This is a genomic window from Paraperibacillus esterisolvens, assembly GCF_046237625.1.
Classification (GTDB): Bacteria; Bacillota; Bacilli; order Bacillales; family DSM-1321; genus Paraperibacillus; species Paraperibacillus esterisolvens.
This window is the reverse complement of record NZ_CP143545.1, coordinates 2709449-2730944: the sequence shown is the minus strand read 5'-3', so window position 1 is coordinate 2730944 and position 21496 is coordinate 2709449. Positions and strand designations below refer to the sequence as shown.

The 21496-nt window shown below is 46.1% G+C and carries 25 protein-coding genes; 24 read left to right on the top strand and 1 reads right to left on the bottom strand.

Annotated elements, in window-relative coordinates; all coding sequences use genetic code 11:
- Nucleotides 1–9: 9 nt before the first annotated feature.
- The 20 genes from V1501_RS13760 to V1501_RS13665 all read left to right on the top strand — a co-directional run bounded on the left by V1501_RS13760 (nt 10) and on the right by V1501_RS13665 (nt 17756).
- Nucleotides 10–720, top strand: a complete 711-nt coding sequence (locus tag V1501_RS13760; protein WP_409293362.1) for a demethylmenaquinone methyltransferase — start codon at nt 10–12, stop codon at nt 718–720.
- Nucleotides 721–750: 30 nt separating this feature from the next.
- Nucleotides 751–1713 (top strand): heptaprenyl diphosphate synthase component II, encoded by a 963-nt coding sequence (gene hepT / locus V1501_RS13755; RefSeq protein ID WP_409288965.1) that lies wholly within the window; start codon nt 751–753, stop codon nt 1711–1713.
- 95 nt (nt 1714–1808) lie between these two features.
- Nucleotides 1809–2255, top strand: a complete 447-nt coding sequence (gene ndk, locus V1501_RS13750) for a nucleoside-diphosphate kinase (protein WP_409288964.1) — start codon at nt 1809–1811, stop codon at nt 2253–2255.
- Between the two features lie 250 nt (nt 2256–2505).
- The gene (locus V1501_RS13745) at nt 2506–3279 is read left to right on the top strand and encodes a CheR family methyltransferase (RefSeq protein ID WP_409288962.1); all 774 of its coding nucleotides are present in this window, start codon (nt 2506–2508) and stop codon (nt 3277–3279) included.
- Between the two features lie 144 nt (nt 3280–3423).
- Nucleotides 3424–4596: a chorismate synthase gene (gene aroC, locus V1501_RS13740; protein ID WP_409288961.1), complete on the top strand. Its 1173-nt coding sequence runs from the start codon at nt 3424–3426 to the stop codon at nt 4594–4596.
- 1 nt (nt 4597) lies between these two features.
- The gene (aroB, locus tag V1501_RS13735; RefSeq protein ID WP_409288959.1) at nt 4598–5680 is read left to right on the top strand and encodes a 3-dehydroquinate synthase; all 1083 of its coding nucleotides are present in this window, start codon (nt 4598–4600) and stop codon (nt 5678–5680) included.
- A gap of 27 nt (nt 5681–5707) precedes the next feature.
- On the top strand, nt 5708–6088 hold the full coding sequence (gene aroH, locus V1501_RS13730) for a chorismate mutase (protein WP_409288958.1): 381 nt from the start codon (nt 5708–5710) through the stop codon (nt 6086–6088).
- A gap of 23 nt (nt 6089–6111) precedes the next feature.
- Nucleotides 6112–7218 carry a histidinol-phosphate transaminase gene (gene hisC / locus V1501_RS13725; protein ID WP_409293361.1) on the top strand — a complete coding sequence of 369 codons (1107 nt, stop codon included), beginning with the start codon at nt 6112–6114 and terminating at the stop codon, nt 7216–7218.
- A gap of 25 nt (nt 7219–7243) precedes the next feature.
- Entirely contained in the window at nt 7244–8347 is a 1104-nt protein-coding gene (locus tag V1501_RS13720) for a prephenate dehydrogenase (RefSeq protein WP_409288957.1), read from the top strand.
- A gap of 24 nt (nt 8348–8371) precedes the next feature.
- Complete coding sequence (gene aroA / locus V1501_RS13715) at nt 8372–9685, top strand: 3-phosphoshikimate 1-carboxyvinyltransferase (RefSeq protein WP_409288956.1); 1314 nt, start codon at nt 8372–8374, stop codon at nt 9683–9685.
- Nucleotides 9686–9770: 85 nt separating this feature from the next.
- Complete coding sequence (locus V1501_RS13710; protein WP_409288954.1) at nt 9771–10637, top strand: hypothetical protein; 867 nt, start codon at nt 9771–9773, stop codon at nt 10635–10637.
- A gap of 37 nt (nt 10638–10674) precedes the next feature.
- A complete protein-coding gene (locus tag V1501_RS13705) occupies nt 10675–11940 on the top strand; it encodes a tetratricopeptide repeat protein (protein WP_409288952.1) in 1266 nt (421 codons plus the stop codon).
- 253 nt (nt 11941–12193) lie between these two features.
- On the top strand, nt 12194–12739 hold the full coding sequence (locus tag V1501_RS13700) for a ReoY family proteolytic degradation factor (RefSeq protein ID WP_409288950.1): 546 nt from the start codon (nt 12194–12196) through the stop codon (nt 12737–12739).
- A 120-nt stretch (nt 12740–12859) separates the two neighbouring features.
- Nucleotides 12860–13315, top strand: a complete 456-nt coding sequence (locus tag V1501_RS13695; RefSeq protein ID WP_409288949.1) for a YpiF family protein — start codon at nt 12860–12862, stop codon at nt 13313–13315.
- 180 nt (nt 13316–13495) lie between these two features.
- The gene (locus V1501_RS13690) at nt 13496–14002 is read left to right on the top strand and encodes a ubiquinol-cytochrome c reductase iron-sulfur subunit (RefSeq protein WP_409288948.1); all 507 of its coding nucleotides are present in this window, start codon (nt 13496–13498) and stop codon (nt 14000–14002) included.
- A gap of 3 nt (nt 14003–14005) precedes the next feature.
- Nucleotides 14006–14680 (top strand): menaquinol-cytochrome c reductase cytochrome b subunit, encoded by a 675-nt coding sequence (gene qcrB, locus V1501_RS13685; protein ID WP_409288946.1) that lies wholly within the window; start codon nt 14006–14008, stop codon nt 14678–14680.
- Between the two features lie 64 nt (nt 14681–14744).
- A complete protein-coding gene (locus V1501_RS13680; RefSeq protein WP_409288945.1) occupies nt 14745–15509 on the top strand; it encodes a c-type cytochrome in 765 nt (254 codons plus the stop codon).
- A gap of 87 nt (nt 15510–15596) precedes the next feature.
- Nucleotides 15597–16196, top strand: coding sequence for a DUF1405 domain-containing protein (locus tag V1501_RS13675; RefSeq protein WP_409288943.1), 600 nt, complete (start codon nt 15597–15599; stop codon nt 16194–16196).
- Nucleotides 16197–16246: 50 nt separating this feature from the next.
- Complete coding sequence (gene ypjB / locus V1501_RS13670) at nt 16247–17029, top strand: sporulation protein YpjB (protein WP_409288941.1); 783 nt, start codon at nt 16247–16249, stop codon at nt 17027–17029.
- 55 nt (nt 17030–17084) lie between these two features.
- Nucleotides 17085–17756 carry a zinc metallopeptidase gene (locus tag V1501_RS13665; protein ID WP_409288939.1) on the top strand — a complete coding sequence of 224 codons (672 nt, stop codon included), beginning with the start codon at nt 17085–17087 and terminating at the stop codon, nt 17754–17756.
- Nucleotides 17757–18197: 441 nt separating this feature from the next.
- Here the strand turns inward: V1501_RS13665 and V1501_RS13660 are convergent, their stop codons facing one another.
- Complete coding sequence (locus V1501_RS13660; protein ID WP_409288938.1) at nt 18198–19070, bottom strand: YitT family protein; 873 nt, start codon at nt 19068–19070, stop codon at nt 18198–18200.
- A 176-nt stretch (nt 19071–19246) separates the two neighbouring features.
- On the opposite strand from V1501_RS13660, the gene V1501_RS13655 reads away from it, so the two are divergent.
- From V1501_RS13655 to bshB1, 4 genes are read left to right on the top strand one after another with little or no spacing between them, the layout of a single operon-like run.
- Nucleotides 19247–19579 carry a nucleotide pyrophosphohydrolase gene (locus V1501_RS13655; protein WP_409293359.1) on the top strand — a complete coding sequence of 111 codons (333 nt, stop codon included), beginning with the start codon at nt 19247–19249 and terminating at the stop codon, nt 19577–19579.
- Nucleotides 19566–20366, top strand: a complete 801-nt coding sequence (dapB, locus tag V1501_RS13650; RefSeq protein ID WP_409288936.1) for a 4-hydroxy-tetrahydrodipicolinate reductase — start codon at nt 19566–19568, stop codon at nt 20364–20366. The genes V1501_RS13655 and dapB overlap by 14 nt, the downstream gene beginning before the upstream one ends.
- Nucleotides 20367–20376: 10 nt before the next feature.
- A complete protein-coding gene (gene mgsA / locus V1501_RS13645; RefSeq protein WP_409288934.1) occupies nt 20377–20781 on the top strand; it encodes a methylglyoxal synthase in 405 nt (134 codons plus the stop codon).
- 5 nt (nt 20782–20786) lie between these two features.
- Nucleotides 20787–21494: a bacillithiol biosynthesis deacetylase BshB1 gene (gene bshB1 / locus V1501_RS13640; RefSeq protein ID WP_409288932.1), complete on the top strand. Its 708-nt coding sequence runs from the start codon at nt 20787–20789 to the stop codon at nt 21492–21494.
- Nucleotides 21495–21496 lie beyond the last annotated feature (2 nt).

Sequence of the window (21496 nt, the reverse complement as noted above, 5' to 3'; positions counted from 1 at the left end):
GGGTATGTCATGCAGGAATCCAAAGAACAAAAGGTACATAATGTGTTTGAAAAAATTTACAAAAATTATGACCAGATGAATTCAGTGATCAGCTTTCAGCAGCACAAGAAATGGCGCCGTGATACCATGAAGCTGATGAACGTACAGCCTGGTTCAAGAAGTCTGGACTTATGCTGCGGCACGGCTGACTGGACCATCGCCCTTGCAGAGGCCTCTGGTGCAGATTCAAAGGTAACGGGTCTTGATTTTAGTGAAAATATGCTTAAGGTCGGCAGGGATAAGGTAAATGCCCTTGGGCTGGATCAAATTGAGCTCATTCATGGGAACGCAATGGAACTCCCCTTTGAAGACAATTCCTTCGATTTTGTGACAATCGGGTTCGGGCTTAGGAATGTCCCGGATTACCTGCAGGTATTAAAAGAGATGAACCGGGTTTTGAAACCAGGAGGCATGGCTGTCTGCCTGGAAACCTCCCAGCCTGAAATGCCTGTTTTCAGGCAAATGTACTTCCTCTATTTTAGATACATCATGCCGGCCTTTGGCAGACTTTTTGCCAAAAGCTACAGCGAATATTCCTGGCTGCAGGAATCAGCCCGTGATTTCCCGGGGATGAAGGAGCTGGCAGAAATGTTCCGCAGCGCCGGATTCAAACAGGTAAGCTATAAACCGCATACCGGAGGAGTGGCAGCCACTCATATTGGATATAAAGATAATCGTTAATTCTAGGAATAAAAAAGCTGGGTGAATGTAATGAAACTTAAAATGATGTATTCATATCTGAATTCTGATATCCAACTGATTGAGAAAGAACTCGAGGCAGCCATCCAGGCAGATTCACAAGTATTAAGGGAAGCCTCGCTCCATCTCCTCAAGGCGGGAGGCAAAAGAATTCGCCCGGTATTCGTTTTGCTGGCTGCCAAGTTTGGGGATTATAATATTCATATCATCAAGCATGCCGCGGCAGCCCTCGAGCTGATTCACATGGCCTCCCTTGTACATGATGATGTAATTGATGATTCCGAGCTGAGGAGGGGAGTTCCCACCATTAAATCTAAATGGGATAACAAGGTCGCCATGTATACAGGCGACTACATTTTTGCCCGGTCACTGGAAATGATGGGAGAAATCAGAAATCCGCTTGCTCACCAGATCCTGGCCAGGACAATTGTAGAAGTCTGTATCGGAGAGATAGAACAATTCAAGGATAAGTACAGATTCGATCAAAACCTGAAGGATTACTTCAGAAGAATTAAAAGGAAAACCGCCCTTCTGATAGCAACAAGCTGTCAATTGGGAGCTGTTGCAGCAGGAGTCGAAGAAAGTGTACATAAAAAACTTTATAAATTTGGCTATTATGTAGGGATGTCCTATCAAATCATTGATGATATCCTGGACTTTACTTCGACGGAGGAAAAGCTGGGCAAGCCTGCGGGAGGCGACCTCAGACAGGGGAATATCACACTGCCTGTCCTGTTTTCACTGAGAGATCCAAAACTTGAAGCTGAAATAAGACGGGTAACCGAAAATATTCCACAGGATCAATTGAATTCTCTTATCAAAAAAATCAATGCATCAGGAGCCATCGAGGAGTCCATGGCAGTGAGCAGCCTATATCTTGCAAAGGCTCTCAGCGTTCTAGACGGACTGCCGCCGGGAAGGCACCGGAAGTCATTGACAGATCTTGCCCGTTTCATCGGTAAACGAAAATTTTAATATTTTAGGCAGTTGCGAAAATCAGAAAATAGTGTTAATATTTTCGTGGATTGCCTAAAATAGGCAAGTTTGATATGACAATGGGGGAAACTGACATGGAAAAGACATTCTTAATGGTAAAGCCTGATGGAGTACAGCGGAATCTAATCGGGGAAATCGTTTCACGCTTTGAAAGAAAGGGCTTTCATTTAGCCGGCGCTAAATTGATGGCGGTTACAACTGAACTGGCGGAAGAGCATTACGGGGAACACAAAGAGCGACCATTCTTTGGAGAATTGGTGGGCTTCATTACATCCAGCCCTGTCTTTGCAATGGTATGGGAAGGCGAAAATGTAATCGCTACCGCGCGTCAGATGATGGGTGCCACCAATCCAAAAGATGCCCTTCCAGGAACAATCCGCGGCGACTTCGGGGTAACAGTAGGCAAAAATGTGATCCACGGATCCGATTCACCAGTCAGCGCAGAACGTGAAATAGACTTATTCTTTAAAGAAGATGAGCTTGTTGGATATAGCAAGAACATCAAGGAATGGATTTACTAATATACTTTGGGGGACTGGCGTATGCCAGTCCCTTTTCATATGTCTAAAAGAAGCCCATTCTAGCCTTCTTATGCTTTAGGAATGTTCATTTCGCTGCAGTCACTTAGTTTACTAATTAATTCTGCGCAGATGGGAAAGACCCTTAGGAAAAGAAATCTTATGAAAACTTAAAAAATTCGATTATACTTGTCTTATCCTTCACAAGAAGGCGTTGCCTTTTTGGCGAGAAATTGATTCAAGGAGCATAAAGATGCAGCAGGACTATGAGATTTTTATAAGAAAAATTAAAGAGCTGACTGGCCTTGATTTGTCACTATACAAGGAAGCACAGATGAAAAGGCGGCTTGTTTCTTTATATGAAAAGAAAGGATATACATCTTTCGGTGCATTTTATGAGGCAATAAGCAGCGATGTTAAGCTGCAAAAAGAGTTTCTAGACCGTGTCACCATTAATGTCTCTGAATTCTACCGCAATACGAACCGCTGGGAAGTGCTGGAGTCTAAATTGCTGCCCCGGCTGATAGAGACTTCTTCTGTGCTTAAGATATGGAGTTCTGCCTGTTCTACGGGGGAAGAACCTTATACGGCAGCAATGATTCTGTTAAAGCATTTAAATCCCAGGCAGTTTAGCATAAAAGCTACCGATATTGACGAACTGGCATTGGAACGGGCCCAAATGGGGGTTTACCCTGAAAGGGCACTGCAGGAAATGCCGCCTGATATGAAAAAAAAGTTCTTCACAAAAGATGGAGACTATTATTTCATTACTGAAGAAATTAAAAAGCTCGTTTCCTTCCGTAAATTAAATCTACTGTCAGATCCATTCGAAGGCGGGCACGACCTGATCATTTGCCGGAATGTGCTTATTTACTTTACCGAAGAAGCTAAGAGGGGCCTCTACCAGAAGTTCAGTGACTCCCTTAAATCGGGCGGGATCCTGTTTGTCGGGAGTACAGAACAGATATTCAACCCGGGGGCATACGGCTTCGAGATCGAGGACACCTTCTTTTATCGAAAGATCTAGGGTAATGAGGAGAAAAAAATATCTTTTTTGCAGGTTATACTGTTAATGAAGGAACGGTCATGTTATACTTCTTTTAACGCTTTTAAGCACTAAAGGAAATTCAGTTTCCTAACTGGATAGATAGAAAATAGGAGGCGGGGTTATATGAGATATTTAACTGCGGGAGAATCACATGGACCGCAATTGACGACAATTATTGAAGGCCTGCCAGCAGGTATGCCTCTGCTGGATGAAGATATAAATGCAGATCTTGCCAGGAGGCAGAAAGGCCATGGACGCGGAAGGCGGATGCAGATTGAAAAGGATACTGCCTTCATAGCGAGCGGTATCCGCCATGGATATACCCTCGGGTCGCCTGTCGCTCTTATAGTTGAAAATAATGACTGGAAGCACTGGACTAAAATTATGGGAAGCGAACCACTCTCAGGCCTTGAGGCGGAAGAGGTCAAAAGGAAAATTACACGTCCGCGCCCCGGCCATGCTGACCTGAATGGAGGCATAAAATACGGCCACCGTGATTTAAGGAATGTGCTTGAAAGATCTTCCGCCCGGGAAACGACAGTAAGGGTCGCAGCCGGGGCAGCGGCAAAGAAGCTGCTGTCGCTGCTCGGGATAGAAGTAGCTTCTCACGTGGTAGAGATTGGCGGTATCCGCGCAGAAACCGGGAAGAACTTATCCGTTTCAGAGATTAAGACCATTTCTGAGTCGTCGCCGGTCCGCTGCCTGGATGAAGAAGCTGGTAAGAAGATGATGGAAGCGATCGACTCAGCTAAAGAAAAAGGGGATTCCATAGGCGGGATTGTGGAAGTAATCATTGAAGGTGTGCCAGCCGGTGTTGGAAGCTATGTTCACTATGACCGAAAGCTTGACTCGAAGATTGCCGCAGCGATCGTCAGCATCAATGCCTTCAAAGGGGTAGAGTTCGGCATCGGGTTCGAAGCAGCCCGCAGACCGGGAAGTGAAGTCCACGATGAAATCGCCTGGGAAGAGGGCAGGGGTTATTACCGTATGTCCAATAATCTGGGCGGGTTTGAAGGCGGAATGACTACCGGTATGCCAATCGTGGTCCGTGGGGTCATGAAGCCGATTCCTACATTATATAAACCATTGCAGAGTGTGGATATCGATACAAAAGAACCTTTCACAGCCAGTATTGAAAGATCAGACAGCTGTGCAGTGCCGGCTGCTGCAGTCGTGGCTGAAGCTGTGGTTTCGTGGGAAATTGCGGCAGCCATAACCGCCCAGTTTTCCTCGGACAGGATGGATTTGCTGCAGCAGGCAGTTGAAAGCCATAGAGCATCTGCTAAGGATTTTTAATATGGAGATCATTCAGATTGAGACGGAAGCAAAAAGCTATCCAGTATACTTGGGAGAAGGGGCGATCAGGGAGCTGCCGGCCATCCTCGCTGAACGAACACCTTCCTGCAGCAGCCTTTTAATCATTTCCAGCGAAACGGTGGCAGAATTTTATCTGGATGAGGTGTGCGCTGTATTATCCAAAACAGGCATCCCCATTCATGATATGATCGTCCCGGATGGGGAAAGCGCCAAGACCTTTGAGATATATTACGACTGCCTGACCCGCGCGCTTGAGCTGAACCTTGACCGCCATTCGGTGATCCTGGCGCTTGGCGGCGGGGCCGCGGGAGACCTTGCCGGTTTTGTCGCAGCTACTTATATGAGGGGAATTCCATTCATCCAATTACCGACCACCATCCTTGCCCATGACAGCTCTGTAGGGGGCAAGGTAGCCATAAACCATGAAGCGGGCAAAAACATGGTCGGAGCGTTCCATCAGCCTGAAGCTGTCGTATACGACCTTGCTTTTTTGAAGACATTGCCGGAAGCGGAAGTACGGTCCGGTTTTGCTGAAATTATAAAAGAGGCTTTGATAGCCGATCCAGAATTTTATGGATGGATCCGCGGCAGTGTACATACTCTATCGGATTTTGGAACAGCCAAGAAGGCATATGCAATTAAGAAAGGAATTCAGATCAAAGGCCAGATTGTGCAGCAGGATGAAAAAGAGACCGGAATCAGGGCCTTTCTTAACTTTGGCCACACACTCGGGCATGCAATCGAAAACAATATGGGATATGGAGCCATAACACATGGAGAGGGTGTCATGATTGGGATGGTATTTGCCCTCAAGCTGTCTGCTGCTTATCTCGGTCTCTCGTTTGACAGAAAAGAATTTGAACAATGGGCTGCGTCCCTTGGCTTTCAGACATCTATCCCTGCCGGCCTGGATCCTGATACACTGCTTCAGGCAATGAAAAAAGATAAAAAGACTGCGGGCGGGCAGATTCGCTTTGTATTGCTGAATGAAGTTGGGAAGCCTCAGCTGTTATCCCTGAGAGATGAGGAAATATTGGCGCATTTGCTCGATTATAATAAATGACTATTCTACATTAAAGGAGGCCATAACATGATTCGCGGGATTAGAGGCGCTATTACAGTCGACAGAAATGAAGAAGAACTGATTGTAGGTGCAACTGAACGGCTACTCGGGACCATCATAGCTGAAAACAGGATCGAGCCTGATCATGTGGCTTCTGTATTTATTTCTGTTACCGAGGATATTGATGCTGCCTTTCCGGCCAAAGGCCTTAGGGCGTTTGATGGCTGGACCTTCGTACCGGTAATGTGCATGAGGGAAATTAATGTGCCTGGAGGGCTTCCTTCCTGTATCCGGATTATGCTCCATGTAAATACAGAACAGGGACAGCAGGAAATCAGGCATATTTACTTAGAAGGTGCAGTGATTTTACGTCCCGACCTTAATGTAGGGGAATCGGCAGATATATGATTTTTAAAACAGGAGTGATTGAATTGAAATGGAAAGAAGCTGTTCTCGGTCTCAAGCCTTACCAGCCCGGCAGATCAATAGATGATGTAAAACAGCAATACGGACTGGATAAAATAGTGAAGCTTGCCTCTAACGAAAATCCCTTCGGCTGTTCTTCCCGTGCAGAAGCAGTTATGAAGGATTACAAGGGATCTATGGCCCTATATCCGGACGGAAATTCCAGTTTTCTGAGAAAGTCCGTCGCGGGGCATCTCGGAGTCAAGGAAAATCAGCTCCTGTTCGGCAATGGGTCCGACGAAGTAATTCAAGTAATTTCACGCAGCCTCCTATATCCGGGCGTTAATACCGTGATGGCTGCACCCACCTTTCCTCAGTATAAACACAACGCAGTAATTGAGGGGGCTGACGTAAGGGAAGTCCCGCTGGTGGATGGAAGGCATGACTTAGAAGGCATGCTCCAGGCCGTGGATCAGGATACTTCAATCATTTGGCTATGCTCCCCTAATAACCCGACCGGCTGTTATATAGATGAGGGAAGTCTTCAGGAATTCATTGGAAAAGTGCCTGAGGATATCCTCATCGTAATGGACGAAGCCTATTACGAATATGTGGACGCCAAAGATTACCCTGATACCGTCAGCCTGATCGGCCGGCATCCAAATATCATCGTTCTCCGTACCTTTTCTAAAATTTACGGATTGGCAAGCCTGCGGGTCGGTTATGGAGTAGGACATGAGGATTTAATACAAAAGCTTGATCCGGCCAGGGAGCCCTTCAATACAAATACAGTCGGTCAGCTTGCAGCCAGTGCAGCACTTTCAGATACAGAATTTTTATCAATGTGCCATGAAAGCAACAGGAGGGGCCTTCAGCAGTTTTATCAGTTTTGTGATAAAGAGGGACTGGACTACTTCCCTTCACAAGGGAATTTTATCCTGATTGATGTGAAAAGCCAGGGAGATGAAGCGTTTCAATATCTTCTTGAAAGAGGATACATTGTCAGGTCGGGCAATGCTCTAGGGTTTCCTACCTCCATTCGCGTGACGATAGGATCAAATGAACAGAACCTGGGCATTATCGAGCTTCTCGGCCAATTCCTTAAAAGCAAAAAAAGCGGTACTGCACAATAAGAAATTTGTTTTTGGAGGTTATATCATGAAGGGGAATGTATTTGTCATAGGGCTGGGTCTCATTGGCGGATCTGTTTCCCTGGCAATCCGGAATACACATCACGAATCTGTGGTCACAGGATATGATGTGGACGGAAAAAACCTCCGGCTGGCGAAGGCCCTGGGGTTGATAGACTGTGAAGCTTCAAGCCTTGAAGAAGGTGCCGCGGCCGCTGATCTGATTATTATAGGCACACCTGTGGAACAGGCAAAGGAGATCATTGATGAATTATCTCATTTGCAGCTGAAGGATACAGTCATCATTACGGATGTGGGAAGTACAAAAGAGACCATTATGAATAAGGCACAATGCCTGATGGATGGAGGTATTACATTCATCGGCGGACATCCCATGGCTGGTTCTCATAAGAGCGGTGCCATCGCAGCGAAGCCCCATCTGTTGGAAAATGCCTTTTATCTGCTTACCCCCGACAGTGAAACACCTTCCGAAAGGGTAGAGGAGTTAAAGAGCTGGCTTTCCGGCACTCGGGCTCATTTCCTGACAATGGCTCCAAAGCTTCATGACCAGCTGACAGGTGTCATCAGCCATTTTCCGCATATCATTGCATCCGGACTGGTTCACCAGGCGCGGAGATGGAATGCGGAAGAAGATTTAATCACCAGGCTTGCAGCGGGAGGATTCCGGGATATTACCCGCATTGCTTCCGGCAGCCCGGAAATGTGGCGGGATATCCTGCTGAATAATAAGAAGGTGTTATTGAGCTTATTAAAGGACTGGTCTGAAGAAATGGACCGGATTCAGCAGGCGCTGGCAGACGGCGATTCTGAGGCCATATTTGATTACTTTACGGGAGCAAAACAGTTCAGGGATGACCTTCCGGTGCGGTCGCAGGGAGCGATTCCTGCCTTTTATGACCTGCATATTGATGTTCCCGACTATCCTGGGGTCATTTCTGAAATCACCGGCTATCTTGCACAGGAGCATATAAGTATAACCAATATAAGAATTTTAGAAACCCGTGAAGAAATATACGGAGTGCTCCATGTCAGCTTCCAGACTGAAAAGGACAGAAAGCTTGCCATGGACTGTCTTGGACGGCATACGAACTATGAGATGTTTTTAACCTAGAACAGATGGGTGGATGTGATAAGTATGGAGAAAAAGAAGCTTCAGTTAACCGGCGCCTCCCTGAGTGGGGAAATACATATTCCTGGTGATAAATCAATTTCACACCGGGCTGTCATGTTTGGATCCATCGCCAAGGGGAAAACGGTCATCAGCAATTTTCTCCCTGGGGCGGACTGCCTGAGCACCATATCCTGCTTTCAAAAGCTCGGGGTGCAGATAGAAAGGGATGGAGACAATGTTACAGTAGAGGGTAACGGTTTCGGAGGTCTGAGAGAGCCGGAAGAGTGGCTGGATACCGGGAACTCAGGGACCACTACCAGATTGATGATGGGCATACTTGCTTCACTGCCTTTTCATACCGTTATCGCTGGTGATGAATCGATTGCAAAGCGGCCGATGAGCAGGGTTGTAGATCCGCTCAGAGAAATGGGTGCGGCCATCGATGGGAGGAACAAGGGGCAATATACACCTCTCGCGGTCAGGGGAGGCAAGCTGAAAGGGATCAGCTACCACCTTCCTGTGGCGAGTGCGCAGGTCAAATCGTCCATTCTTCTTGCAGGGCTTCAGGCTGAAGGGGAGACCACAGTCACCGAGCCAGCAGGGACAAGGGACCATACGGAACGTATGATCCGCCAGTTTGGAGGTTCTGTAGATGCGGATGGCCTCTCCGTAACCATCAGCGGACCGCAGGAACTCTCCGGTACAGAAGTCAGGGTCCCTGGAGATATTTCTTCAGCTGCATTCTTCCTGGCGGCCGGCGCTCTTGCTCCCGGCAGCCGAATCACTCTTAAGAATGTAGGGCTTAATCCATCAAGGACAGGCATCATTGATGTCCTCTCGCAGATGGGTGCTGACATAGAGATCCACTTGAATGATGACAGCAGTTTTGAGCCGGCAGGGGATATTGAGATCAGTACTTCTAATCTTAAGGGAATCGAAATCAGCGGGAGCCTGATTCCCCGCCTGATCGACGAGATCCCGATAATTGCCCTGCTTGCCACCCAGGCTGAAGGAAGAACAGTCATTAGGGATGCAGCTGAGCTGAAGGTGAAAGAGACCGACCGCATTTCCACTGTAGCAAAGGAACTTAATCAGCTCGGTGCACGCATACAGCCAACCGAAGACGGCATGATTATTGAAGGCGGAACAAAGCTCAGGGCAGCCGAAGCAGACAGCCATGGAGATCATCGGATAGGGATGATGCTGTCTGTTGCGTCTCTCATTTCCGAAGGGGAAATGAGCATCAGGGATTCAGGCTGTATCAGGGTCAGCTATCCAGATTTCTATCGGCATATGGATTCTATAGTAAAAGATTGTGAGACGATCCGGCCCGAATGATCAGGCCGGATATTTTTGTCTTTCCTGTCATTAAAGCTTCGAAAACAGCATAGCCTGTCTTATGACTGTTTGTGAGGTGGATCCCATGCGCTATATTATTGAACGTGCAACTCTGTATCAGGGCGGGAAATGGATGGATACAGCGTTGTCAATCAGGAACAATAAAATTTTCACGATCCATACTTCTATAGATAGAATGAGCGGAATCAGAATGGACTTATCAAGATTCATCATGACGCCCCCCGATACCTTCCTTGAATTTCAACCCGAGCTTTTAACAGATCAAAAGTATGTAAAGGAACACTTGATATTAAGAGGAGCCGCCTGCGTCCTGGCCGTCCCGCGGATACAATATGCTTCCAGACTGCCTCAGGCAATCCGCTCCCTGCAAAATATACTGAAACAATTCCCGCTTGATATGGTAAAGGGAATACGGCTCCCCGTATCGGCTTTCACTCCTGATTTTATCCTGAAATGTAAAAAAAACAAGATTGCTGCCATATTCATTGAGCTGTCTGAAAATGATCGGCTGGAGACTGTTCCCTGGGAGTGGATCAGGCAGAATGCATTCCCCTATAATCCGGTGCTTGTGCCTGTAACAGACAGTGAACGCATTCTCAGTGAATGGGAGAGCCGCCTGTCCAAGCATGGGATAAAGCATCTCATCCATTGTCCGGCAGAGGACAGGCCGCTGAGTGAGTCAGATTTGAAAGCATTTGGCATCTATCCTTTTAAAGGATTTTTGCACAGCGGCGGAGAAATAAGCTATAACCTTTTTGAGAAATTGGATGGAGAAGAATTGCTGCCTGGTATTTTTTCAGGGGGATATGATAGACTAGTGGTTACAGTTTTAGATGGGAAACTTATCAGGGCTGGCCAATGGATTGATACGGAAGGGATCAGGGGCAGAGAATTGGTTATCAGAGTACCCGGATTTTTTACCGCATCATAGAAAGGCCGGCTAAAGAAAAGAACTGCGGGGGATAACATTGGTTACAGTTGAGAGTATTTTGGAAAACCTGAAACAAGGCGAATTGGATTCAGTATCCAGACATATAAATGAAATAAAAACCAGCGGCAGTGATGAAGAGATCCTGGAGCTGGCGGAAGGCTGCATGAATTATGGCTTTATTGAAGAAGCGAAGCATCTCTATGAGCATCTGCTTGTAAAATATCCGGATGAAGGAGAGCTTCTTGTTTCCATTGCTGAAATACTCACCGATATGGACAGAGAGGATGAGGCCATCCTGCTCCTTGAAAAAGTGAGTGAGGATGACCCGGCATTCCCAAGTGCACTCCTGCTCGAGGCAGACTTATATCAAATGCAGGGAATGGATGAGGTAAGTGAAAGAAAGCTTCTCAGGGCCAAGTCGATTCTGCCCGATGAAGTAATTGTGGATTTTGCTCTTGGAGAGCTTTTTTACCAGCAGGCAAAATATGTTGAAGCACTAGAGAGCTATCAAAAGGCTGTCAAGTCGGAGGCAGAAATATCAGGCATCAGCTTAAACCAAAGGATTGCGGACACACTGAGCTCTCTCGGACAATTTGAAGAAGCGCTCCCCTATTTTGAGAAGGCTCTTGCCGAAAAGCTTGAAATTAACTCCCTCTTTGAATACGGCTTTACTGCTTATCAGGCTGGAGCCTACAACACGGCAGTCGAAAAGCTGACTGAGTTGAAAAACCTGGATCCGGAATATCATTCCCTCTATCTATATCTGGCTAAAGCGTATGAACAGCTGGAGGATATCGATGGAGCTTTGGAAGCAGCTAAGGATGGAATCAAGCAGGGTGAATTCAATAAAGAACTGAATCATTTCGCAGGGAAGGCCGCTTTGAAAAAAGGCCTTGAGGACGAAGCGGAATATTATTTCAAAGAAGCACTCGCCCTCGATCCCGGGTTCATGGAGACAGCCCTCAATCTCCTGAAGCTGTATATGCATCAGGAAAGATATGAAGACGTCATAGAAGTTATCGATTCTGTCAAGCATTACGGGGAATATGATCCCCAATTTGACTGGCTGCTGGCAGTCAGCCACCAGAATCTTGAAAATTTCAGCGAGGCCGCAGAATATTTTGCCGAAGCTGGAAAAGAGTATGCTGAGAATGAGGACTTCTTAGAAGAATACGGTTTTTTTCTAATTGAAGAAGGAAAAAACAAAGAGGCCGCAGAATTATTTAATAAGCTTATTAAGCTTCAGCCTGCCAACGATGAATACATCGAGATTCTCGAGCGGCTGAATGAAAGCCGCATATAATGAAAAAACTCTAAAAAAATCACGGCTCCATTCTAATCAGATTGTTGTATTTAAGCGGTGTGTATTAAGAGATTATATTCTTAATCAAAGCCGGGGAGGCTCACCCCCCGCCCCGCGGAAAGCGAGTGACCCTCGCTGCAATCAGCCTTCTTGATCAATAGCCGCAAAGTTCGTGAAAAAAAGTCAATAATAAACAAGCATGCAGGATTAACAATGCTGCAAATAAAAACTTAGGTACAGAGGAGGGACACCCATGCATACCCCTGTTTCTGTTAACGAAAAGAAGGAATTCATCCGCTGGTTTTTGAACCACTATCAATTAAAGCGGAGAGAGTGCGTCTGGATCCTCAATTACCTGATCAGCCATGATCAGTTGATGAAAAAAGTCCATTTTGTTGAACAGGCCAATCTTTGCCCAAGAGGCCTGATCATGTCTACCCATTGTGTGGAAGAAGCTCCTTTCAGATTCTATAAATCCAACATCATGACCACAGATGCAGAAAAATCCTTCCATGATATCAGGCTGAACCGCGATGAAGAGATATATATCCAGTTGAATTTCCGGTCAGCTTATTCCTCCTATCAATATGCAGCAGTGCTGGAGGAAAATCCGTTCATGCCGAAAAATTCCTTTTCCAATGACAAAGATAAAGTACTGGCAGAACAGTTTCTGGAAAATTCACTGGCTTCCTTTCAAAGGGAAAAGCTTATGCAGATGATAGATGAAGCCCTGGATCAGCAAAATGCCGAGGCCTTCCATTCACTGACAGCACAGCTTAAAAAGCTTAAAAAAGTATAGACAAACATACCTGCCCATCCTGGCAGGTTTTTTGCTTTTTGCGCCGCTTTTTGCTGATGTATTAAAAAATGAAAAATGATAAGATATATAAGAATAATAAAATAAACAGGAGTGTTGATTATGAAGCTTATTCCGCAGGACATTGAACTCCTTGAGCAGGCAAGGGAGCATATTGATACCGTCCTCATACCCCTTGCCCCAGTTGATCTTGGTCAGGATGCCATGAATCTGGCCAAGATGAATGAATTTTTATCCATACTGTCTTCAGAGATAGAACGCCAATTCAAAGGGCGTATCATCCTTGTTCCGCCGCTGTCATATCTTGCCGGTGCGCAGGGACAGGAAAAAAGTCATATAGCCGGGAGATGGGAGAAAGCCTTCCTCCAGCAGGGTTTCAGGCATATCTTCTTCTTAACGTGCGATCCAGTTTGGAAAGCGGTTGAGGCAGATTTAACTTCAGAGCTTGTATGGGTGCCGTCACTACAACTTGGAGGGCTTGACGACCAGGTGAAAAGACAGCTGATGGACGAACAGGTCCGCCAGGTATCTTCCATATTCTCTCAGAAGTGGATCTGAAAGAAATAGAATATTTTGTGAACTTTCCCCTTATTGTGAGCTGTAAATCCTGTAAATCCATTTACCATTTTATTGACCTATTGGAAATATTGATATATCATTGTAATGTCCTAGTTTTATAGCAATTTTAATCTGTTTTGGTCATCAAAGACCGAGTTCTTAATAGAGGGGGGAAAAAGTATGAGCAAGCATCGAGTTTCACGACGTCAATTCCTTAATTATACGCTTACCGGTGTAGGCGGTTTCATGGCTGCCGGAATGCTGATGCCAATGCTTCGTTTTGCAGTAGATCCTGTATTGGAAGCGGCAGGAGGCGAAAATTATGTAGCCACTAAACAAAAGGTTGATGATTTGACTGAAAAGCCAGTGCGCCTGGATTTTTCGTACAAGCAGAAAGACGCATGGTACGAATCCGAAGTCACAGACACTGCCTGGGTTTATAAGAATGATCAAGGGAAAATTGTTGCCCTGTCCCCTGTATGTAAGCATCTAGGCTGTACAGTTGACTGGAATACAAGCAAGGACCATCCAAATCAATTCTTTTGTCCTTGCCATTTCGGCCGATATACAAAGGACGGCATGAACGTAAAGGGAACTCCGCCTCTTAAGCCTCTAGACATGTACGATTATAAGGTTAAGGACGGAATTCTTTATTTAGGGTCAGCAGTTCCGCACAAGGAGGCGTAATAATTGTTAAACAAGATATATGATTGGGTTGACGAACGGTTAGATATTACGCCGCTGTGGCGCGATATTGCAGATCATGAAGTGCCTGAGCATGTTAACCCTGCCCATCACTTTTCTGCTTTTGTATACTGCTTTGGGGGACTGACATTCTTCGTAACGGTCATTCAGATTTTATCCGGGATGTTTCTGACCATGTACTATGTGCCGGATATCAAGAATGCCTGGCAGTCCGTGTATTATCTCCAGAATGAAGTTGCCTTCGGCCAGATAGTCCGCGGAATGCATCACTGGGGAGCGAGTCTCGTCATTGTCATTCTGTTTTTACATACTCTTCGCGTGTTTTTCCAGGGAGCATACAAGAAACCGCGTGAATTGAACTGGATTGTTGGAGTATTGATTTTCTTTGTTATGCTGGGTCTGGGCTTCACAGGCTACCTGCTTCCATGGGATATGAAAGCGCTGTTTGCCACTAAGGTTGGCCTGCAGATTGCAGATTCGATCCCATTGATCGGACCATATGCCAAGACATTGCTTTCTGGTCATCCAACAATAGTCGGAGCACAAACGCTGACTCGTTTCTTTGCGATTCACGTATTCTTCCTTCCAGGTGCCTTGCTTGGATTGATGGCTGCCCACTTCCTAATGATTCGTAAGCAGGGTATTTCCGGTCCATTGTAATTGAAAAGGCCAATGAGGCTTACTTTTATGTAAAACAACCATTTAACGGGGGAGGGGGACTCATATGCATCGCGGAAAAGGTATGAAATTCGTCGGGGACTCTCGTGTCTCTGCTGAACGCAAACCAAATATCCCGAAGGATTATTCTGAATATCCGGGTAAAACAGAAGCTTTCTGGCCAAATTTCCTTTTAAAGGAATGGATGGTCGGCGCCGTTTTTCTTGTAGGGTATCTATGTTTGACAGTAGCTCATCCGTCTCCTCTCGAGAGGATTGCGGATCCTACTGATACAGGCTATATTCCACTGCCTGACTGGTACTTCTTATTTTTATACCAATTACTGAAGTATTCCTATGCTTCTGGTCCTTATAACACGATTGGTGCCCTGATCATGCCCGGACTGGCTTTTGGAGCCCTGCTCCTTGCGCCGTTCCTTGACAGGAGCCCGCACAGACGTCCGGCGAAGCGGCCGCTGGCTACCGGCTTCATGCTTCTGGGACTTGCTTCCATTATATATCTTACTTGGTTTTCTGTGGCAACACATGACTGGGATAAAGCGAAGGAGCAAGGGAAAATCGTGGCGAAGGCTGAGATCGATAAAAGCGATCCAGGCTATCAGGTTTTCTCCAAGCAAAGCTGTATCGGCTGCCACGGAGCTGAACTGACCGGTGGAGCCGGTCCATCTCTTGTGGGTACAGGATTAAAGCCTGAAGAAATCGCCAAAATTGCCAAAGAAGGTAAAGGCGCAATGCCGGCCAATGCATATAAAGGCAATGATGAAGATTTAAAGAAGCTTTCAGAATTCATTTCAAAGCTTAAGGCTGATTGATCAGTGAAGAGCCGGCATGTTATTCATGCCGGTTCTTTTATTATGGATAGATAGACTGGTTACATCGAAACAGAAAGTAGGTCTAAAATGGCGATGCTCCGTTTTCTCCTGACACATAGAAGCTTTTTATGGATGCTTTTGGCCATCAATATTTTCGGTACATTGTATGGTTACTATTGGTATGGCTACCAGCTTGAACAGACGCCTGCAGTTTTTCTGGCATTTGTGCCTGACAGTCCGACTGCCACACTGTTTTTTGCCATTGCCCTTACCGGCCTGCTGCTGAGGAGAAATTGGGGGCTTTTTGAAGCTCTGGCAGTGATGACTCTGTTCAAATATGGAATCTGGGCTGTGGTCATGAATCTTCTCACCTTAAAGGTGACCGGATCCCTGGATTGGCCGGGCTATATGCTGATGGCATCACATGCTGCCATGGCTCTGCAGGGAATACTATATGCGCCCAGCTTTCGGATTAAAAAGTGGCACTTTGCTGTGGCAGCGGTATGGACAGTCCATAATGAAATGATTGATTATGTTTATTATCAAATGCCGATTTATGGAGATTTGATGAAGTATATTCAGGGAATAGGCTATTTCACTTTTTGGCTCAGTGTTGTTTCAATAGCCGTTACCTATTTCCTGGCATTTACAAAGGATAAAAGAACCTTATATATGAAACAGTTCTAACCTTGTCCCCCCGCTCATACATTTGTATAAGTATGAGAGGGGGGACATTTATGTTAAAGAACCTATGTCTGCTGTTTGCCCTGATATGGATCCTGCCTTTGTCTGTACACGCACAAAGTTCCCTTGAAAGGCTGGACAAAATTGCCGATGAAGCATTGCAGCTAGTAAGAGGAGATAGATTGCCTGAAACCGTGCGGATGCTGGATTACTTCTCGAACCAGTTCATGGCACTCAATGAAAAGGAAGAAGCTTTCAATATGGACGAGCTCCGCATCATGTCTTCAGCCTATGATGAAGCTGTAAAAGCTGTAGAGTCGAAAACTGCGACTCTCACCGAAAGAATATCCCAGGTTACTAAGCTAAGGCTGGTGGTCGATGCAATTGGAACCAATCATCAGCCCATGTGGACGGAAATGGAAGATCAGATGATGGCTACATTCACAGCGGCTAAACAGGCAATAAAAACGCAGGATATGGAGAAGCTTGATCAGGGGCTAAACCTGATTTTGTCACAATATAGCCTCATTTACCCCAGTCTCGCCGTGGATATTTCACCCGAGAAGATTCAAAAACTTGATGCCAGGGTACAGTATATAGGACAAAGTTCCCCGGGCATGCTGCTGAAAAAAAACAACAGCGATGAGCTCAATGCACTTCAAACTGATCTTCAATCCATATTTGAGGACATGAAAGAGGACGAAGCCGATCCGTCACTCTGGTGGGTTATCATATCGACGGGCAGCATCATCATCATGACACTGTCCTATGTGGGGTGGAGAAAGTATAGGGGCGGAAAAACAAGTGTAAGCAAAGGAAAAGAGCAGAATGATTGACTGTGTTTTGTGAAAAAATTATAATAATATAAACACCTATGTCAGGGAGGTCAGCATGTTAATATACTTTATACTACTGATTCTAGTACCCTTGTATGCACAATTTAAGGTGAAGAGCACCTATAAAAAATATTCCCGCGTTGCCTCTTCCTCAGGCAGGACAGGTGCCCAGGTTGCAAGGGAAATCCTTGACAGCCACGGACTATATCAGGTTTCTGTTGAAGAGACGAGAGGGGTACTGAGTGACCATTATGATCCCAGGGCGAAGGCTGTCCGCTTATCGAGCGACAATTATTTCGGGCATTCTCTGGCCAGTGCGGCCATTGCAGCCCATGAAGTCGGCCATGCTGTACAGGATCAAGAAAGATATACATTCCTTCGTTTAAGGCACACGCTCGTACCGGTCGCCAATATCGGATCGAATTTTTCATGGATGCTGATCCTCGCTGGGATCCTTGCCAATGCTTCAGGTCTGCTCCTGCTTGGGATCGCCTTTATGGCATTTGCTGTGATATTCCAGATTGTCACCCTGCCCGTAGAATTCAATGCATCAAACCGGGCAATGAATGAGGTAGTCTCACTTGGAATCATTCGTAATGATGAAGAAAGAGAAACAAGAAAGGTCCTCAATGCCGCCGCACTCACTTATGTAGCTGCTGCAGCTGTGGCTGTGCTTGAACTTGTCCGCTTGATCTTTATCTATACCGGCATGACAAGGGATGAATAATTAGATGAAAAGCTGCCGTCCGGCAGTTTTTTTTGTGTGAGGGGATATCGCAGACTTGAATTAACCCTGGTGGTCCAGACTGATGAAATGGTGAAAGTTTCTCGCAGATAGTGTTTGATTACCCTTTACATAGAATATTTGTTGCTGGGGGATTTACTTGTGAGACTGCAGCCTTTACTTGCGGTACACAATTTTACTTGTCAAATCAAACATGGTGCCAGATCGGGGAGTTCACCGACTGTTCCACTCCTGGAGTAAAACAGGAAGGAGACTCAGAATTCCCGCTCTCCTGCCTGTGTTAGAACTCTGCACAGACAAAAAGCCTGGCTGGATTTCTTATAACAGTTCTTAGTCGTTCATGCATCAAGCGAGCCGGAAGGTCAGTATAACCGGCACGAAAAAGCCCGGAAAAATCCGTTTTCCCGGGCTTTTTACCTCTATTCAGCGCTCGATAGGGTTCTTGTTCTCATCAAGCGTAAATCCTTCCCCGAGCACATCATGGACAATTGTAACTGAGACAAATGCATGGGGATCGACGGCTGTAATGGCGTTTTTCAGCCGGACCAGTTCTGTCCGTGCGACCACACAGTACAAGACTTCCCTGTCTGTCTTGGTGAACGACCCATAGCCCTTCAGCATTGTCACTCCTCTGTCCAGGTCCTTCATGATTTTGTCGGCAATCTCGGCGTTTTTATCGCTGATCACCATTGCACCCCTGGCTGAGTAGGCGCCTTCCTGGATGAAATCGATCACCCTTGCGCCGATGAACACAGCCACCAATGTGTACATGGCTTCACGATAGTCCAGGTAAACTGCCAGTGAAATCGTAATCACCAGTGCATCAAAGATGAACATTGTTCTGCCGATGCTCCAGCCAAGATAGCGTTCCACGATCCGGGCAATGATATCTACACCGCCGGTTGTACCTCCTGCCCTGAAGATAATGCCAAGCCCCACTCCGATAAACCCTCCTGCAAATAAGGCGGCGAGCATCAGATCGTGGTGAAGCGGAAATTTTAAAGAGTAAACTTCAAATAACTTGAGCCAGGCTGAAAGCCCGACTGTCCCTATGATCGTATATAAAAAGGTGGTTCTTCCAAGGAATCGCCACCCTGCAAAAAACACCGGGATATTCAGCAGAAGGTTCGAATAGGAAAGATTGATTCCGAAAACCTGGTATAAGAGCAGGGTGATGCCGGTAAATCCACCTTCTGCCAGATTGTTTTGCATATTAAAGTGAACAAGCCCAAACGCAAAGATTCCTGATCCAAACAAAATTGATATAATATTTTTGGTCTTTAACCCGTAACGCATATTTCCAGTAAACCCCCAAGACCCAGCCGGCCGTATTTTCACAATGATCATTATATAGGAATAACAGAAGGCGGGCAACATCGGCTGAAACCCCAAACAGTTGTCATCACGTTTAGTTTTAGCTAACATGTAAGAAGAAAGTATGAAGGGTGATTAACTTGAAAAAAGATAAAACGATGCAGCAGCTTCAGGATGAAGTTGATCAATATATCGGGCAGTTTAAAGAGGGGTATTTCAGCCCGCTTGCAATGCTTGCCCGGATGGCAGAAGAATTAGGGGAGCTTGCTCGGGAAGTGAACCACCATTATGGTGAAAAACCGAAGAAATCGAGTGAAAACGAAAAGGCAATCGAGGAAGAAGCGGGAGACATGCTTTTTGTACTGATCTGTTTTGCCAATTCTCTTGGAATCAGCCTGGAGGAAGCTCATGACAGGGTCATGGAAAAATTCCGCACCCGCGATAAAGACAGATGGACACGAATTGGAGATGGGGAAAATGAAGGAAATTAGAGTAATCGTAGCCGGTCCTAGAGGGAGAATGGGCCTTGAAGCAGTCAAACTGGTAAATGCCACTGAGAATTTTACTCTTTCTGCGGTCCTTGACCGCAGGAATGGCGGCCGCAATATAGGTTCACTGCCTGGGTTTGAAGGGATGGACGCCCCTGTCTATACAGATATAGACCAGTGTTTCAGTGAAGTACGGGCTGATGTTTTAATAGATTTGACTACTCCTGAGGTTGGCATGCTTCATGCTGAAAAGGCTCTGCTGCATGGGATCCGGCCGGTAGTCGGCACGACCGGTTTTACAAAGGAAGACCTTGCCAGGCTTGAATCCCTGACAGCCGAAAAGGGGCTGGGCTGTATCATAGCACCTAACTTTGCAATTGGTGCAATTTTAATGATGAAGTTTTCCCAAATGGCAGCCAAATACTTTGAGGATATTGAAATATTGGAATTGCATCATGACAAGAAATTAGACGCTCCATCAGGCACAGCAGTAAAAACGGCTGAAATGATAGCGGAAGCAAGAGACTCAAAGAGACAGGGCCACCCGGATGAAAAAGAGGTGCTTCAGGGAGCCAGGGGCGCCGAGTTTGACGGTATGAGGATACATAGTGTCAGGCTTCCTGGGCTTGTTGCCCACCAGCAGGTTATGCTTGGGATGGAAGGTCAGCTTTTGACCATCAGACATGACTCCTTTAACAGGGCTTCCTTCATGTCAGGCGTTAAATTGGCAGTAGAAGAAATCATGAAGCTGGACCTGCTGGTTTACGGACTTGAAAACATAATAGAATAGGGTGGGAAATATGAGGGTAGCACTGATTGCTCATGATAAAAAGAAAGAGGACATCATCCGCTTCGCTACAGCATATAAGGAAATACTGGTACAGCACGAGCTGTTTGCTACGGGCACCACCGGCTTAAAAATCCAGGAAGCTACAGGTCTTACTATTCATCGCTTCCAGTCAGGGCCTCTCGGCGGAGATCAGGAGATAGGGGCCAGGATAGCCAGGAATGAAATGGATCTTGTCTTCTTTTTCAGGGATCCCCTTACTGCCCAGCCGCATGAACCGGATGTTTCAGCACTTATCAGACTGTGTGATGTGTATGCGATCCCGCTTGCTACCAATATGGGTACAGGAGAAATACTGATTAACGGCTTAAAAAGGGGAGACATTGCCTGGAGAAAGCTAGAAAGTGACCAGAGGTGAACGTATTGGAAATTGACATTGATGTGCTTGCCTTTGGTGCCCACGCCGATGATGTAGAAATCGGTATGGGCGGCACGGCAGCGAGGCTTGTTCTGGACGGAAGGAAAGTGTCAATCTGTGATTTAACGGAAGCGGAGCTGTCATCAAACGGGAATGTAGAGCTCAGGAAACGGGAAGCTGAAAAGGCCGCTGAAATCCTGGGGGTCACCAGCCGCCTGACACTCGGACTGCCCGACAGAGGTCTTTATTTGACACGTGAAAATATGGATAAAATCGTTTCGGTTATCAGGAAGCTGCGACCGAAGACAGTATTTGTTCCATATTACGAAGATCGGCATCCTGATCATGGAAATTGTGCCAGACTTGTGGAGGAGGCGTGTTTTTCAGCCGGTGTCCGAAAATACCGCGATGCGGAAAGATTGGAATCCCACAGGGTTAAGGCAGTTTACTATTATATGATCAATGGCTGGCATAAGCCGAGTTTTACAGTGGATGTATCAACAGTCTATCCTTTGAAGATCGCAAGTCTCAATGCTTATGAAAGCCAGTTCACTAAAAGCGGTGAAACAATAGATACTCCCCTCGTAAATGGATACATAGAAACTGTGGAGGCAAGGGAAAGGCTGTTTGGACAAGAGTCTGGGGCGGAATATGCAGAAGGCTTCATTTCAAAAAAGCCTCTCGTCGTTCCTTCTGCTTTGTTAGGAGAATAAAA